3 protein-coding genes (2 of these 3 only partly in view) are annotated in these 18,144 nt (G+C 75.6%); all 3 read left to right on the top strand.

Annotation, left to right across the window (positions count from 1 at the left end; all coding sequences use genetic code 11):
- Tightly spaced (each overlapping or abutting the next), the 3 genes in view from MUK52_RS31195 to MUK52_RS31185 form a layout consistent with a single transcriptional unit that may run on beyond the window.
- Nucleotides 1-4,019: the 3' end of an SDR family NAD(P)-dependent oxidoreductase gene (locus tag MUK52_RS31195; protein WP_284581827.1), read on the top strand. Its footprint begins 9,382 nt before the window's first position; the window shows 4,019 of its 13,401 coding nt (coding positions 9,383-13,401); the start codon falls outside the window, past its left edge; it ends in the stop codon at nucleotides 4,017-4,019.
- Nucleotides 4,016-8,662: a non-ribosomal peptide synthetase gene (locus MUK52_RS31190; RefSeq protein WP_284581826.1), complete on the top strand. Its 4,647-nt coding sequence runs from the start codon at nucleotides 4,016-4,018 to the stop codon at nucleotides 8,660-8,662. Before MUK52_RS31195 ends, MUK52_RS31190 begins: the two co-directional genes overlap by 4 nt.
- Nucleotides 8,662-18,144: the 5' portion of an SDR family NAD(P)-dependent oxidoreductase gene (locus MUK52_RS31185; protein ID WP_284581825.1), read on the top strand. The gene runs 10,029 nt beyond the window's last position; the window shows 9,483 of its 19,512 coding nt (coding positions 1-9,483); the start codon lies at nucleotides 8,662-8,664; its stop codon lies off the right edge, out of view. The genes MUK52_RS31190 and MUK52_RS31185 overlap by 1 nt, the downstream gene beginning before the upstream one ends.

Below are 18,144 nucleotides of genomic sequence, written 5' to 3'. Positions count from 1 at the left end.
CGGCCCCGGCCGCGGTCCACGCCGTGATCGAGGGCGAGCGCGGCGTCCTCGACCTCTTCCGGATCGTCAACCACCTGGTGACGCGCCCCGGATCGGGCGGCGAACTCGCCCTGACGGTCGTGACCCGCTCCGCGGACGACCCGGCCTCGGCCGCCGCACTGGGCCTCGCCCGGTCGGTCCGCAGCGAGTGCGAGCGCTGGCGGGTGGCCACCGTCGACATCGGTCCGGGGGACCCGGCGGCGGTCCGCGCCCCCGCCCCCGGCGACTACGCGCTGCGCGCCGGACGCTGGTACCGGGAGGTGCTGGAGCCCGTCGACGACACGGCCGGGTCCCGTCCCGTCCTGCGCGAGGGCGGTACGTACGTGATCGTCGGGGGGACCGGCGCCGTCGGTCTCGACATCGCCGAGCAGCTCGTACGGCGGCACGGTGCCCGCGTCGTGCTCGTCGGGCGCTCCGCCCCGGACGAGGACCGGGCGGCCCGGATCAAGGCCCTCGACCCCTCGGGCACCCGCGTGGAGGTCCACCGGGCGGACGCCGCGCAGCCGGGCGAGCTGCGCGCCGTGCTCGACCAGGTGGGCGACGTCCACGGGGTCCTGCATTCGGTGACCGTGCCGAGCGACCGTTCGCTGGCGGCCATGGACGAGGAATCGTTCCTGCGGGGCATGGCCGCCAAGAGCCGCACCACGGAGGCGCTCGCCGAGGCGCTGGGAGACCGCCGGCCGGACTTCCTGGCGCTGTTCTCCTCGGTGCAGTCCTTCCTCGGCAACCCCGGCCAGGCGGCCTACGCAGCCGGGTGCACCGCCCAGGACGCCATCGGCCGGGCGCTCGCCGCGCGGCTCCCCTACCCCGTCCGCGTCGTGAACTGGGGGGCCTGGTCGGGCTCGGCCCTCACCGAGCGCCACCGGGGCCGGCTGGCCGCGGCCGGGGTCCACCCGCTCCCGCCGGAGGCGGGATTCGAAGCGCTGAGCCGGGTGCTCGGCCGACAGGAGGTTCAGGTGGCAGTGGTCTCGGGCACGGACGAGTTCCTCGGCCGGATCGGTGTCCCGGCCTCCGGCGCCGACGCACGGCGGCAGGCCGGGGCCGGGGCGGGGACCGGGGGCGCCTGGCGCGCCGCCGCGGCCGACGAGATGCTCGCCGTCCTCCGCGAGGTGGCCGGTGTCCGGCCCGGGGAAATGGCACCGGACGACCTGCTCAGCAGGTTCGGCTTCGACTCGATCACGTACACGCGGCTGAGCTCCCGGATGAACGCCCGCTGGGACCTCGACCTGACCCCGGCCGCGTTCTTCGGCGTGGCCACCGCCGACGACCTGATCGACAAGATCCTCCGCAACCACGGAGCTGCTCTGGAGGCACAGATGAGCGGGGAGGCGACGCCCGGTGCCCCGGCGTCCGGCCCGTCCCCGGCATCCCCCGAGCAACCGGAGGCCACGCCGGCCCGTGCCCCCGAACCCGCCCGTGCCCCCGAACCCGCCCGCGGTCCGGAACCCGGCCGCGCCGCGGAACCGGCCGGCCCGCGACACCCGGCCGCCGGCGCCGCCACGGGCGCCTCCGTCCACGCCGCCGCACCAGCGCCCGGCACCGGCGAGACCGTCGCCGTTGCCGTCGTCGGGATGGCCGGCATGTTCCCCGGATCGGACGGCCTGGACGCGTTCTGGGAGCACCTGAAGGCGGGCGACGACCTCGTCGACGAGATCCCCGCCGACCGCTGGGACTGGCGCCGCCTGTTCGGGGAGCCCACGCCCGGCGAGTTCCGGACGACGGCGAAGTGGGGCGGTTTCATGCCCCGGGTCGACCTGTTCGACCCGCAGTTCTTCGGCATCTCCCCCCACGAGGCCGTCGCGATGGATCCGCAGCACCGGCTCGTGCTGGAGGCCTCGTGGAGCGCGCTGGAGGATGCCGGCATCCGGCCCTCCGCGCTCGCCGGCACCGACGCAGGCGTCTTCATCGGCAGCAGCACCTACGACTACTTCGAGCTCCAACACGCCCTCGGCGTACCGCTCGACGGCTACAGCACCGTCGGCAGGGCCCACGCGATCATGTCCAACCGGGTCTCGTACCTGTTGGACCTGCACGGCCCCAGCGAAACCATCGACACCGCCTGCTCGTCGTCGCTCGTCGCCGTCCACAGGGCGGCCCAGGCGATCCGCAGCGGCGACTGCGAGGTCGCACTGGCGGGCGGAGTGAACGTCATCGCCTCGCCCACGCTGTTCGTGGACATGAGCCAGGCCGACATGCTGAGCCCGGGCGGCCGCTGCCGTACGTTCGACGCACGCGCCGACGGAATCGTCCGCGGCGAGGGCGCGGGCGTCGTGGTGCTCAAGCGGCTCGACGCGGCGGTCGCCGACGGCAACGTCATCCACGCCGTCCTGCGGGGCAGCGCCGTCAACCACGGCGGCCGCACCAACTCGCTGACCGCCCCGAACCCGGACGCGCAGGCCGCCTGCATCGTTGCGGCGCACCGGCGCGCCGGTGTGGACCCGCGGACCGTCGGCTACGTCGAGACCCACGGCACCGGCACCGAGCTCGGCGACCCCGTCGAGGTCGAGGGCCTCACGTCGGCCTTCGCGCAGCTGTACGCCGACCACGGCGCAGCCCCCGGCGAGCCGCACGTGGTGCTGGGCGCGGTGAAGACCAACACCGGCCACCTGGAGGCGGCCGCCGGCGTCACGGGGCTGATCAAGGCACTGCTCGCGATGCGCCACAGGTGGATCCCCGGCAATCTCCACCTGGAGAAGCCCAACCCGCACCTGCGCCTGGAGGGCGGCCCGCTGCGCCTGCCGTCGGGGAACGAGCCCTGGAACCGGGTCCGCACGGCCGACGGGGCCGAGGTGCCGCTGAGGGCGGGGGTGAGCTCCTTCGGCCTCGGCGGGGTCAACGCGCACGTGGTGGTGGAGGAGTACCTGGAGACGCCGGTCCGGACGGCGGCGGGGGAGAGGCTGTTCGTCCTGTCGGCGAAGACGCCGGAGGCGCTGCGCGACTACGCCGCGCGTCTGGCCCGCTGGGCCGCGGACCACGAGGACGTGGACCCGGCCGCTCTGGCCCACACCCTGAGCACCGGCCGCGAAGCCTTCGGCGAGCGGCTGGCGGTCGTCGCGGACACGCCACGCGCGCTGGCAACCGCCCTGGAGGCGTGGCGGTCCGGCGAGGCCGTCCCGGGCGTCTTCGCGGGGAACGGCAAGGACGCCACCACCGCCCTGCTGCTGGACGGCCCCGAGGGCGGCCGATACCTGCGGGCCGTGCTGGAAGCGGGCCGGTTGGACAAGGTCGCCCGGCTGTGGGTGGCAGGCGCGCCGATCGACTGGGCCGAGCTGTGGCCGGGGACGGCACCCCGAAGGGTGCCCGCACCGACCTATCCCTTCGCCCGGGAGAGCTACTGGCTCACGCCCGGCCCCCGCTTCGACGCCGTCCAGGCGGCCGAGGCGGGACTGGTCGCCGCCACCGGGGCCGAGGCGGAGGCCGATGCCGCTCCCGCCCCGGCCGGGCCGCGCACACCCACCGCCGTGGAGACCGCCGTCCCCGATCGGGCGCCTACTGCCGCGGACGGGGCAGGAGCGCCGGCCGGAGACGGGGCCGAGGGCGCCGAGGCCGCCGTCCGTGCGCACGTCCGCGGGCTCCTCGCGGCCCATCTGGGCATGCGGCCCGAACGCCTGCCCCTGGACCAGGCGTTGTCGGACGTGGGAGTGGACTCGCTGGGCCTGAGGCGACTGAGCCGCAGACTCGGCGCGGACTACCAGGTGGAGGTGCCGACCCGGATGTTCGGCGTGGCCCAGACGGTACGGGCCGTGGCCCGGGCCGTGTTCGAGGCGTACGGACCCCTGCCCGTACCCCGTACGCAGACGCAGACGCAGACGCAGGCGCCGGTCCAGGCGCAGGCGCAGGACCGGGTACACGACCAGGAGCCCGTGCCGGCTGCCGTCGCCCCGGTGGACCGGGTCGCCGCCGTGCTGGCCGGCCTGCGCGACGGAACCATCCGCGTGGACGACGCGCTGGCCGCACTGAAGGGAGGGGCGGGCCGATGAGTACCGACCTGCGAGAACTGCTGGCGGCGATCGCCTCCGGCAAGCTGTCCGACGAGGTGGCCGAGCTGCTGCTGCGGGGCATGGTCGACGCGACCGCTCCGGACGCCGCACCCGCCCCGGCCGCGCCGAAGGCGCCCACCGGGCCCTACCCGCTCAGCCGCGGGCAGGCCGCACTGTGGGCCCTGCACGCCGACGAGCCGCGGACCGTCTCCTACAACCTTCCGCTGGGCCTGTGGCTCGGTCCGGACGTACAGGAGGACCGGCTCGTCGAGGCGCTGGCCGCGACCGTGCGCAGGCATCCCGAACTGGGGATCTCCGTACGCCTGGACGCCTCGGGACCCGTCCAGGAGGTCGTCGGCCGCACCACGGAGGTCGCCCGCCTGGACCTCCGCCACGTGACCGACGGGGAGTTCGCCGCCCGTGTGCGCAACCTGGTGCGCCGCCCGTTCGACCTGGAGCAGGACCCGCTGTACCGGATGTGGCTGGTCGCCGCCCCCGGCGGCGCCACACTGCTGCTCCTGGTCTTCCACCACCTGATCACCGACGGGGTCTCCAGCCACCTGCTGCTGCGCGACATCGTCGCCTGCTACGAGGCCCTCGACCGGGGCCGTGAGCTGCCGCCCGTCGAACCGGCAGCCTCCTACGCCGAGTTCGTCCGGTGGCAGCGGGCCATGCTCGCCGCCCCGGAGACGCAGGAGCACCGGAGCTGGTGGCTCGACCGGCTGGCCGGGGCCTCCACGGCGCCCGTCCTGGACGCCCTCGCCGACCGCCGGAGCACCGGATCCGGCGCGCACCCCCGCGGCGAGATGGTGCAGCTGCGCCTGCCGCCCGCCACCTGGACGGCGGTCAAGGACACCGCCCGCGCGGGCGGCGTGACGCCCTTCAGCGTCGCGCTCGGCGCCTTCCTCGCCCTGCTGCACCGCCACACGGGCCACCGCGACCTCAGTGTGATGGTGCCGACCGACGGCCGGCCCGCCCAGCGCTTCGACCGTACCGTGGGCTACCTGATCAATCCCGTGGTCCTGCGCGTGGACTGCGGCCCCGACCAGAGCTTCGGCGAGCTCGCGGCCGCCGTCGGAGCCCGGATGGCGGAGGCCGAGGAGCACAGCGCGTACCCCTTCGCCTCCGTCGTCGACGATCTCCGCCGCGCGAGCGGTACCGCGGCCGGCTTCGACATCGGCTTCTACATGCAGCAGGGAGTCGGCGGCGACCAGGACATGGCGGTCGGGCAGACCGTCTTCCGCGATGCGCTCGACCTGACCCAGGAGGGTGAGAACGACCTGGTCGCCGAGGTGGTTGTGCGCGACACCGGCGTGCTCCTCTACCTCAAGTACGACCCGGCCCGCTTTGACCGCTCCACCGTCGAGCGACTGGCCGAGCACTACCGGCTGCTGCTGGACGCGGTCACGGCCGATCCCTCCGTACGCCTCGCAGAGCTCGCCCCCGCCACCCCCGCCGAGCGCCGCACCGTCGAGCGGTCCAACGCCACCCGCGCCGAACGGCCGCGCGACGTCACCGCCGCCGACCTGGTGCTCGCCCGCGCCCGGCGCGACCCCGGGCGCACCGCCGTGGTCGACGCGACGGGCCCGCTGACCTACGGGGAGCTCGCAGGGCAGGTGCACGCGCTCACCCGGATCCTCACCGAGCAGGGCGTGCGCCCGGGCGACATCGTGGGCGTCCTCGTCGCCCGGCGGGCCGCGCTGATCGCGGCCCTGCTCGCCGTCCAGTGCACGGGAGCCGCCTACGTCCCCCTCGACCCGGACTTCCCCCCGGCCCGGCTCGCCCACATCACCGCCGACGCGGCGCCCGCCGCCGTGATCGTCGATCCGCCCCTGGCCGACCGGCTCCCCGCGGACGCACCGGGCGTCCGGGTCCCCTTGGCGGACCTCAGGGCCGAGGACCAGACCGTCGCCCCCGTCGCCCGCGGTGACGACGACCTCGCGTACGTCCTCTACACCTCCGGATCCACGGGCGAGCCCAAGGGCGTCGAGGTCTGCCACGGCAACCTCGTGAACCTGCTGGCCGCGGCCGCCGAGCGGCCCGGCTGCGGCGAGGACGACACCCTCCTGGCGGTGACCACCGCCGGGTTCGACATCTCGGGTCTGGAGCTGCTGCTCCCCCTGACCCGGGGCGCCACCGTCCACATCGCGCCCGAGGACGTCGTGCGCGACGGGTTCGCCCTGGCCGACCTCATCGGCGACGCCGGTGCGACGGTCATCCAGGCCACCCCCGCCACCTGGGAGATGCTGCTGCACGCCGGCTGGACCGGACACGTGCGCCGGCTCCTGTGCGGCGGCGAGCCCCTCACCGCCGAACTCGCGGACCGGCTGCTGGACCGGTGCGACGAGCTGTGGAACATGTACGGGCCGACCGAGACCACCATCTGGTCCTCGGCCCAGCGGATCCGGCGGGGCGGACCCGTCACCGTGGGCACCCCGCTCGCCAACACCGCCTTCCGCGTCGCCGGCCCCGACGGGGCCGACGTGCCTTTCGGCGCCGTCGGCGAACTGCTCATCGGCGGCGACGGTGTCGCCCGCGGCTACCGCGGCAAGCCCGAGCTGACCGCCGAACGCTTCGTGCACGATCCGGCGACCGGGGAAAGGCTGTACCGCACGGGCGACCTGGCCCGCTGGTCGGCGGACGGGAACATGGTGCTGCTCGGGCGCGCCGACCGCCAGGTCAAGCTCCGCGGCCACCGCGTCGAACTCGGCGAGATCGAGGCCGCCTTCCGGCGCGCCGGAGCGGACGGCATCCGCGACGTCCGGGTCGCCGTACGCGAGGACCTGCCGGGGCAGCCGCGCCTGGTGGCCTTCGTCCAGGCCGCCCCGGAGGCCGCCGAGGCCGCGGCCGGGCGGATCCGGGACGTGCTGCCCGAGTACATGGTCCCCTCCCGCACCGTCGCGCTGGCGCGTCTGCCCCTGACCCCCAACGCCAAGGTGGACTCCGGCCCGCTGATGCGCCTGCCCGTCGAGGAACTCGTACGCCGCTTCGGACACGAGGACCGCTCCGCCGCACCGAGGGCGGAGGAGGGCCCGGGGTCCCGGCCGGCCGGGACCGGGGACCTCGCCGAACGGCTGCGCGGGAGCGCGGCGGCCGTGGCCGGGCTGCCCGCCGAGGAGATTCCCCTCGACCGTCCGCTGGGCGAGGTGGGCTTCGACTCGATCGGCTTCACACGTCTCGCGGTGGCGCTGCGCGAGCGCTTCGGCGTCACGGTGCGACCGACCGTCTTCTACGCCCACCCGGACCTCGCCTCGCTGGCCGCACACCTCGGGGCGGCCCACCCCGGGGCGTTCGCCGCGACGGACCTCCGGCCCGCCGCGCGGACTCCGTCCGAGCCGGTGGCCGCGGCGCCGCGCGGCTACGAGCCGGTGGCCGTCGTGGGCATCGGCGGGCGCCTGCCCTCCGCCGCCGACCTGGAGGCGTTCTGGCAGCACCTCGCCGCCGGACGCGACCTGACCCGGCCGTACCCCATGGAACGCGGCTTCTCCGCGCGGGTGTTCCCGCAGGGCCTGCGCGGCTCCTTCGTCGAGGACGTCGACGCCTTCGACGCAGCCCTCTTCCGCATCTCCCCCAGGGAGGCGGCGCAGATGGACCCGCAGCAGCGCCTGCTGCTGCACGCCGCTCACGAGGCCGTGCTCGACTCCGGGCAGGTCCCCGGCGCGCTCGCGGGCAGCCGCACCGGCGTGTTCGTCGGACTGAGCGGCACGGACTACCTCAGCCTGCTGGGACCGGGATCGCCTGAGATGGGCGACCACTTCCTGATCGGCAACGTCCCCTCCATCGCGGCCAACCGCATCTCCTACGTGTTCGATCTGCACGGCCCCAGCGCCGTCTTCGACACGGCCTGCTCCAGCTCGCTCGTCGCCGTGCACCGCGCGGCCCGCGCGCTCCAGCAGGGGGACTGCGACATGGCCCTGGCCGGCGGCGCCAACCTCCTGCTGTCCCCGCACGGGTTCACCGGCCTGCGGCGGGCCGGGATGCTCAGCCCCGACGGCCGCTGCAAGACCTTCGACGAACGCGCCGACGGCTACGGCAGGGGCGAGGGCGTGGTGCTCCTGGCCCTCAAACTGCTCGACCGGGCCCTGGCCGACGGCGATCCGGTGCACGGCGTCCTGATCGGCTCGGCGGAGAACCACGGCGGGCACACCCACTCGCTCACCGTCCCCAACCCGCAGGCGCAGCGCGACGTCGTGCTCGCCGCACACCGGTCGGCCCGGGTCGCACCCGACACGATCGGCTACATCGAGGCGCACGGCACGGGGACCCCGATCGGCGACCCCATCGAGATCGACGCCCTCAAGGAGGCGTTCGGCCGCCTGTACGCCGAGTGGGGGATCCCGGTGGTTCCGGGACGCACCGGCGTCGGTTCGGTCAAGACGAACATCGGACACCTGGAGGCCGCGGCGGGCGTCGCCGGCGTCGTGAAGGTCCTGCTGGCGATGCGTCACCGCACGCTCCCCGGCCTGGTGGACCTGCGGACGCCGAACCCGATGCTCGACCTCGACGGCAGTCCTTTCCGGATCCAGGCCGCAGCACAGACATGGGAAACACGCGAGGGGACGCCGGTCCGGGCCGGTGTCAGCTCGTTCGGCATGGGAGGCAGCAACGTGCACGTGGTAGTCGAAGAGGCGGGACAGCGTTGATGAGCGGCACCACCGAGGACAGGACCGTCCGGCTGGTCCTCCTGTCCGCCGACGGCCCCGAAGAACTCGACCGCTACCGGGCCGAGCTGTGCACCTGGCTGGACGAGCACCCGTCGGCCTCCCTGGACGCTGTCGCGCACACCCTGCGCGTCGGCCGGGAACCGCTGCGCGAGCGCGCCGCCCTGCTCGTCGGGAGCGTCGCCGAACTGGCCGCGCGCCTGCGCGACGGCGAAGGCGTCGTGACCGGCACCGCGGCCGCCGAAGCCCCCGCCGCCTCCGGCGGCGGCGCAGGGCCCGCGGCCACCGACGACCCGGCCGAGGCAGCCCGCCTGTGGGTCACCGGCCGGGACGTGGTCCTGCCCGAGCCCTCCGGCGACCGCCCGGCCCGGCTGTCCCTGCCACAGCCTCCCCGGCAGACCCGCCGCTACTGGATCAAACCGCCCGCCGCCCTGGCAGACGCGCCCGGTGAACGGCTGCTGACCGGCGAGGAGTTCTACCTGCGCGACCACGCGCTGGGCAGGACCCGGGTCCTGCCCGCCGTGGCCGCCCTGGAATTCGCTCTGGCCGCGGCCGAAGAGGCCGGCCACGGCCGCGCCACCGGCATCGCCAACGTGCTGTGGGCACGCCCCGTGCTCGTCGAGGACGAGCCCGTCCGCGTGCGCCTGCACCTCGCGGCCACCGCCGACGGGGTCTCCTACGAGGTCCGCCTCGCCGACGGCAGCGCCGAGGGCGCGCTCTGCTCCACCGGCACCCTCCGCTTCGGCGCCGCCCCCGAGGCACCGCGCCTCGACCTGGACGGGATCCGCGCCAGGCTGCCCCGTACGGCCACCGCCGAGGAGTGCTACGCGGTGTTCGCCGCCCTCGGCGGCGGCTACGGGCCCAGCCTCCAGGGGCTGCGCTCGGTGCGGTCCGCGCCGGGCGAGGTCCTCGCGCACGCCGCCGTGCCCGCGGCGGCGGACCTCCCCTTCTCCGGTTTCGCGCTCCACCCCTCCCTGCTGGACGCGATGCTCCAGGCCTGTCTGTGGACCGACGAGGACCCCACGGCCCCGCGCTCGCGGGAACTGCCCTTCTCCCTCGATGCTGTCGAGATCTTCGGACCGCTGCCCGAGCAGGGCCACGTCCACGCCGTGCGGACCGCGACGGGCCACGACATCGCGCTCGCCGACGACGAGGGCCGCGTCCGCGTGCGGCTGCGCGCCGTCGTCACCCGGCCCGTCGACGGCGCCGCCCGCCTGGACGGCGGCATCGGCGCCCATCTGCTGGTCCAGCGCTGGCAGGACGCCCCGGCTCCGGCCGCCGGCCGTCCCGTACGCACCCTCGTGCTCGGCGAGGAGGGCTTCGCCGGAGCCGAGCGCACCACCGGGGACTCCGTCTTCCCCCGCGACGAGGAACTCCTCCTCGTCCACACCGCGGACGGCGACCCGCTGCCCGCCCTCACCGGCCTGTACCGGTCCTGGGCGGCCCAGCCGACCCGCCGCCCGGTCCGCGTCCTGCACGTGTTCCGCACGTCCGGCGGGATCGAGGACGCCCGGGCCGAGGCACTGGACGGATTCGCCCGGGCCCTCGCCCACGAGGAGCCGCAGTTCCTCGTCGCCGCGGTCGACGCGGGCACGGCCGGCCTGTCCGCCGCCGTCGAGTCCGAGGCGCGCGCCGCCCACGCCTTCCGCGTCCGCTACACGGCCGCAGGCCGGCAGGTGCCGCGCTGGGAGCCCGTCGCCCCCGCCCCGGCACCGCTCGAACCGCGCGGCACCGTGCTGGTCACCGGCGGCGCGGGCGCCATCGGCCGCCGGCTGGTCGCCCATCTGGGAGGCGGTGCCCGCTACGTCCTGACGGGCCGTTCGGCGCATGCCGACCTCACCCCGCTGCGCTCCGCCGGCCTCGACGTCCACTACCTGCCCGCCGACCTGGGCGTCCCCGGCGCCGCCGCGGACCTCGTCGAGCGGATCCACGGCTCCTTCGGGCCGCTCCACGGCGTCCTGCACCTCGCCGGAACCACCCGGGACGCACTGCTGATCGGCAAGACCGACCGGCAGACCGCGGACGTGCTCGGCCCCAAGGTCCGCGGCACCGTCGAGCTGGACCGGGCCACCGCCGGCGACCCCCTGGACTTCTTCATCGCGTTCTCCTCCATGTCGGGGGCCGCGGGAAGCCCCGGCCAGACCGACTACGCCTACGCGAACCGCTTCCTGGACGCGTTCACGGCCTGGCGCCGGGGCAGCGACCGCCCCGGCCGCAGCCTCTCCGTGCTGTGGTCGCTGTGGGCCGACGGGGGCATCCGCGTCGACGCCGACGAGGCCGCGGCAGCCCGGATGGCCCGCCAGGTCGGGCTGGTGGCCATGCCCACCGACGCAGCACTGGACGCCTTCGACCGGGCCCTGGGCCACGACGGCGACCACGTCCTGGTGGCGCACGGCAACCTGGCCCGCCTGCGGGGGGTGCTGGACGCTCCGGCACCGTCGGCCGCGTCCGCCCCCGCCCGGGCGGCCGTTCCCTCCGCCCCGCCGGCCCCCTCCGCCGAGCCTGCAGCGCCGTCCCCCGACGCGGCCGAGGAGTTCCTGCGCGGGGTGCTCGCCGAGGTCTTCGAGATCCCGGCCGAGGACATCGAGGCGGACACGCCGTTCGAACGGTTCGGCATCGACTCGCTGCTGATCATGGACGCGACCCGGCGCCTGGAGGACCACTTCGGATCCCTGCCGAAGACCCTGTTCTTCGAGTACCAGGACCTGCGCTCCCTCGCCGGCTGGTTCACCGAGCACCACGGCCCCCGGTTCACGGAGTCGGCGCCCGCGCCCCAGCAGGCACCCCACCACGAGGCGGTGACCGGATCCGACCCGGTGGCCGGAGCCGACCCGGCACCGGCGGCCCGGCCCGTGGGGCCGGTGTCCGCCGCCCCTGCCGTTCGCCCGGCCCCCGCCCCCTCGGGCCCGATGCCGATCGCCATCGTCGGGGTCGCCGCACGTTTCGCCGCATCGGACACCCTCGACCAGTTCTGGGACCACCTCCGGGCCGGCCGGGACCTGATCACCGAGATCCCGGAGGACCGCTGGGACTGGCGGGCATACGACCAGGCCACGCCCGCCGACCGGGCGGCCCGCTACAGCCGCTGGGGCAGCTTCCTGCGCGGCATCGACCTGTTCGACCCGCTCTTCTTCGGCATCTCGCCCCGCGAGGCGGAGATCATCGACCCCCAGGAACGGCTCTTCCTGCAGACCGCCTGGCACGCCATGGAGAACGCCGGACGCACCCGCGCGGACCTGCGCTCCCACCGCGTGGGCGTGTACGTCGGCGCTATGTACGGCCTGTACCAGCTGCACGAAGCCGAGGACGGCCGCATCGGCGCCTCCTCGCACGCCTCCATCGCCAACCGCGTCTCCTACACCCTCGGCCTCACCGGCCCCAGCCTGGGCGTGGACACCATGTGCTCCTCCTCGCTGACGGCCCTCCACCTGGCCGTGCGCGACCTGCGCGCCGGGGACACCGACATGGCCGTCGCGGGCGGGGTCAACCTGCACGTCCACCCGTACAAGTACCGCTTCCTCGGCCAGGGCAGCTTCACCTCCAGCGACGGCCGCTGCCGCAGCTTCGGCGCGGACGGCGACGGCTACGTGCCCGGCGAGGGCGTCGGCGCGGTGCTGCTCCGGCCGCTCGCGGACGCCGTCCGGGACGGCGACCACATCCACGGCGTTATCCTCGCCACCAGCGTCAACCACGGCGGCCGCACCAACGGCTTCACGGTGCCCAACCCCGTCGCGCAGGGCGACCTCGTCGCACAGGCGCTCGGGGAGGCGGGCGTGGATCCGGCCACCCTCGGCTACCTGGAGGCACACGGCACCGGAACCGCCCTCGGCGACCCCGTCGAGATCCGCGGGCTGGCCCGCGCGCTGGCCGACGCCGGACTGCCCCCGGGCAGCCTTCCGATCGGCTCGGTCAAGTCCAACGTCGGCCACCTCGAGTCGGCCTCCGGCATGGCCGGGCTGTGCAAAATCCTCCTCCAGATGCGGCACGGCCGACTCGTGCCCTCGCTGCACGCGGACCCGCTCAACCCGAACATCGACTTCGGCTCGACCCCGCTGCGCGTGCAGCGCGACCTCGCCCCCTGGCCCCGGCCCGACGGCGCACCCCGGCGCGCGGGCATCAGCTCCTTCGGCGCGGGCGGGGCCAACGCGCACGTCGTCGTGGAGGAGTACGCCGCCCCGCCGGCCCCCGGGCAGGAGTCCGGCCCGTACCTGTTCCCCCTCTCCGCCAAGGCACCCGAACGACTCCCCGTCCTCGCCGCCGAACTGGCCGACGCCTTGGAGCGCGGCCTGGCGGACGGATCTTCGCCGCGTCTCGCGGATGTGGCGTTCACCCTCCAGCAGGGGCGCGAGGAGTGGGCCGACCGCATGGTCGTCCTGGCCTCGACCGCCGCCGAGCTGGTGGCCCGCCTGCGCGGGGAGGACCCGTCAGGAGTGTGGACCGGCAGCGCCCGCGGCCGCGCCGCCCGCGCCGCCGCCCCCACCGGCACCGACCCGGCGTCGATCGGCGCCGCCTGGGCCGCCGGAGCCCGCGTCGCGTGGCCGGAGAGCAGCGGCCGCCGGGTGCCGCTGCCGGGCTACCCCTTCGAGGAGCTCCGCTGCTGGCTCACCGACGCCATCTGGACGCCGCCCGCGCCGGCCGCCGGGCGCACCGCGGCGGGTACGGTGCACCCCCTGCTCGACACGGTCGACCCGGCCGGGAGCCTGGACGGCCTCACGTACCGGACCGCGTTCGCGCCCGAGCACCCGTATATCGGAGGCCACCGGCTCGGCGAGACCCGCCTGCTGCCCGCGGCCGCCGTCCTGGAGATGGCACGCGCCGCCGCCGAGGAGGCCGGCGCGGGGCAGCGGCTGCGGCTGTCCAACGTCCGCTGGCTGCGGCCGTTCGTCGTGGCCGGAGCCGAGCGCACGGCACGGACACGGCTGCGCCGCGGCGACACCGGTACCCGCTTCGACCTGCGCGACGACGCCGGCGAACTCCTCGCCGAGGGACAGGTGGGGCCCCTGTCCGAGCCCGCCGGGGCGAGCCTGGACATCGACGCCGTACGGGCCCGCCTCGGCAGCCGCCACGACGGCGGGTCCCTCTACGACGACCTCGCCGCGGCGGGGCTGTTCTACGGCCCCGCCCTGCGGGCCGTCGAATGGATCGCGGCGGGCGACGGCGAGGCGCTCGTACGCCTGCGGATCCCGGCCGAAGCCGCCCGCTTCGCCGGCTCCGCCCTCCACCCCTCGGCGGTCGACGGCGCCCTGCACGCATTCGCCGTCCTCCGGGACCGGGACAGCGGCCCCGCGATGGTGCCGTACGCCCTCACCGCGGCCGAGATCCACGCCCCGGTGACGGACCTCGGGTACGCCCACGTCCGCACCGTCGGCACCGACCGCTACGACCTCGTCCTGACCGACTCCGAGGGGAACGTCCACGTGCGACTGCACGACCTGTCGCTGCGCCCCGCGCCCGGTGTCGCCCCGGCCCGGCGGGCCGCCACCGGGACGGCCGTCTCCGCCGAGGCGGCCGCCGCCGCGGACGACCTGATGTTCGTACCGCGCTGGACCGAGCTGCCCGGCCGGTCCCCGCAGCCGCTCCCCGACGCAGCCACCACCTGGCTGGTGCACGGACCGGAGTCGGCGCCGCTCGCGGCGGCCCTGCGCACCCGTCTCGGCGGCACCGTCGCCGCATTCGGCCCGGAGGGCGCCGCCACTGCCACCGGACGCCCCGACCACGTCATCCTGCTCGCCCCCCGTACCACGGGCGGGACAGCCGACACCGCGGCGCTCGAAGCAGCCCAGGAACGCGGTGTCCTCGCCCTGTTCCGGCTTGCCAAGGTCCTCCAGCGGACCCGCTCGGCCGTCCGCCTCACCGTCGTCACCGAGGACGCCCTGAGCACGGCGGACGAGCCCGTGGCCAACCCGTACGCCGCCGGCCTGCACGGACTGGCCCTGTCGCTGGCCCAGGAGCACCCCCGCTGGCAGGTGACCGTCGTCGACCGCTCCTCCGCCGACGCGCCCTCCGCCGACGTGCTCGACGCCCCCGCAGGCGGCCCCTACGCCCTGCGCCGCGGTGTGCTGCACCACCGGCTGCTCGTCCCGGTCGCCGCCACGCCGCCGCAGGAGCGGATCCGGCGGGACGGCACCTACCTCGTCCTCGGCGGGGCCGGCGGCATCGGCCTGGAACTCACCGCCTGGCTCGTGCGGAGCTACCGGGCGAAGGTCGTCCTCCTCGGCCGCGGCGAACTCGACGCCGAGCGCCGCGCCCGCCTGCGCAGCATCGACCCCGACGGCGCCCTCGTCTCCTACCGCAGGGCCGACGCGACCGACCCCGCCGCGCTGCGGGACGCCGTCGAGTGGGCCCGGAGCACCCACGGAGCCCTGCACGGCGTCTTCCACGCCACGATCGTCCTGCGCGACCAGACAGTCGCCACGATGACCGAGGACACCTTCCGCTCCGTCCTCGCCGCCAAGGCGCACACCTCGGTCGCCCTGCACGCCGCCCTGCGCGACGCGGCAGGCCTGGACTTCGTCCTGTTCTTCTCCTCGGCCGTCGCCCTCTCCGGCAGCGCCGGGCAGAGCAACTACGCGGCCGGATCCACCTTCGAGGACTCCTTCGCCCACCACCTCGACTGGATGCTCCCCGCCCGCGTGGCCGTCATCAACTGGGGCTACTGGGGGACCGTCGGCATCGTCGCCGACGAGCGCTACCGCGAGCGGCTCGCCGCCACGGGAATCCACTCGATCACCCCCGAGGAGGGAATGGCCGCCGTGCACGCCGTGCTCGGACGCGACGACCGCCAGGTCGTCGCGGTCAAGGCCGATGCGGCCGCACTCGCCGCGGTCGGCGCCCGGCCGCGCGGAACGGCCGTCCGGCCGTCCGGCCCGCAGACCACGCTGTCCGGCACCGGAACGCCGCCCGACCCGGCGACGCCGCCCGACGACACGGCCCTGGTACCGGCGCTGGCCGAGCTGCCGCCGGTCGCCCCGCTCCTCACCGAGGCCGCCGACGCCCGCCTGACCGAGATCATGTGCACGTGGCTGTGGATGCTCTTCCGCCGAGAAGGGGTCTTCCCCGACGGCGCCGAGGCCTGGCAGCCCGACGCCCTCGCCGAACGGCTGGCCGTCGTCCCCGCGCGGCGCCGGCTCTTCACCGAGCTCCTGCGCCAGCTGACCGGGGCCGGCTTCCTCGACGACCGGGGAGGAGCACTCGTCCCCGCCGGGCGCGAGCCTGCCGGGGACCCCGAGGCGGACCTGGTCGAGCTGTGCCGGCGCGAGCCCGCGCTGGGCCGCTTCGACCGGTTGCTGCGCCCCTGCATGCAGAACCTCTTCGGGGTGCTGCGCGGCACCGTCCGCGCCACCGACGTGATGTTCCCGGGCGGCTCCAGCGCCCTCGTCGAGGGCGCCTACCGGGGCAGCCCCGTCGTCGACCGCGCCAACGAACTCGTCGTCGGCGCCGTCCAGGACCTGCTGTCCCGCCACGAGGGCCCGCTCACCGTCATCGAGGTCGGTGCCGGCACCGGCGGCACCACCGCGAGTGTTCTGCCCGCCCTCGCCGCGTCCGGCACGGAGGTGGCGTACGTCTACACGGACATCTCCCAGGCCTTCCTGCGGCACGGGAAGCAGCGGTTCGCCGAGGAGCACCCGTACGTCCGCTTCCAGCGGCTCGACATCTCCGAGGACCCCGAGCCCCAGGGCTTCACCCCGGGCAGCGCCGACCTCGTCGTCGCGGCCAACGTGCTGCACGCGACCGCCGACCTGCTCGCCACCCTGCGCGCCGTGGCCCGGCTGCTCAAGCCGGGCGGCCGACTGGTCCTCAACGAGGCCAGCAGCAACGTCCTCACCGCCACCCTCACGTTCGGCCTGCTCGACGGCTGGTGGCTGCACGAGGACGCCGCACTGCGGCTGCCCGGCTCACCGCTGCTGTCGGCACCCGGATGGCGCAGGGCCCTCGCCCTCGCCGGTTTCGCCCGCAGCCGGGCCGTGCCGGCCGACGAGGGGCTGAGCCAGCACGTGGTGGTCGCGGAGACGGCACCGGGCCGCACCCCGCCCGGCGTCGCGGCGCCCGCCGCGACGGCGCGCCCAGCGGCGCCCCCGCTCCCCTCGGCGGAGCCGTCCGGCACGGAGGGCGGCGGGCTGCTGGACGCCGCGCAGGAGTACGTCAAGGACGCTTTCGCGCAGATCCTCCAGGTGCCGCGGGAGCGGCTCTGGCTCGATGAGACGTACGAGAACTTCGGCGTCGACTCGCTGACGGTGCCCCTCATCGTGGACGTCCTCGCCGAGGGCATGGGAGAGCTGCCCGTGTCCCTGCTGTTCGAGTACCCGACCATCCGCGAGGTCGCCGAGTACCTCGTCGAGCGGCACTCCGACCGGGTGCGCGCGCTCCTCCCCGAGCCCGCCGCCGAGTCCACCGGGGAACCCGCCGCCGAGCCCGCACCTGCACCGGCCGCCGCCCCGGCCGCATCCCGGCCCGCCGCCGGAGTGCGCCCGGCCGCCCCTCCGGCGCAGCCCGCGCCGGCCGCCGACCGGCGCATCGCGATCGTCGGCGTCTCCGGCCGCTACCCCCTGGCCGAGGACCTCGACACCTTCTGGGAGAACCTGCGGACCGGCCGGGACTGCGTGCGCCAGGTGCCCGCCGACCGCTGGGACCGTCAGGCCGCGGACACAGCGGACGGCCGTCCCGTGAGCCGCTGGGGCGGCTTCCTGGACGGGATCGACGAGTTCGACCCGCGCTTCTTCCAGATGTCCCTGCGGGAGGCCGAGCTGACCGACCCCCAGGAGCGCCTGTTCCTCCAGGCCTCCTGGCACGCCGTGGAGGACGCCGGATACACCCGGACCCGCCTGCGGGGCAGCCGCGTCGGCGTGTACGTGGGCGTGATGTACGGGCACTACCAGCTGTTCGAGGACGAACGGGGCCTCGCCGGCGGCATGGGCTACGCGTCCATCGCCAACCGCGTCTCCTACTTCCTCGACTTCCAGGGGCCGAGCCTGGCCGTCGACACGATGTGCTCCTCCTCGCTCACCGCCATCCACCTCGCCTGCGAGGCCCTGGCCGCAGGACAGGCGGACTACGCGCTCGCCGGCGGCGTCAACCTCGCCCCCCACCCGCGCAAGTACCGCCAGCTCGCGGCCGGCGGGTTCACCGGCGAGAGCGGGCGGTGCCGCAGCTTCGCGGCGGACGGCGACGGCATGGTGCCCGGCGAGGGCGTCGGCGCCGTCCTGCTCAAGCCGCTGGCGGCGGCCGAGCGCGACGGGGACCGCATCCTCGGCGTGATCCTCGGCAGCTCCGTCAACCACGGCGGCAAGACCGGCGGGTTCGCCGTGCCCAGCCCCGGCGCCCAGGGCGAGGTCATCACCCAGGCGCTGCGCACGGCCGGAGTGCCGGCCGACGGGATCTCGTACGTCGAGGCGCACGGCACCGGGACCCGGCTGGGCGACCCGGCCGAGATCGCCGGCCTCGTACGGGCCTTCGGCGGCCTGCCG

Origin of the sequence: Streptomyces sp. 2P-4 (assembly GCF_030167965.1) — a bacterium.
Lineage (GTDB): Bacteria > Actinomycetota > Actinomycetes > Streptomycetales > Streptomycetaceae > Streptomyces > Streptomyces globosus_A.
Note: the sequence above shows the minus strand (reverse complement) of the source record. Positions and strands in the feature narration are given on the sequence as shown.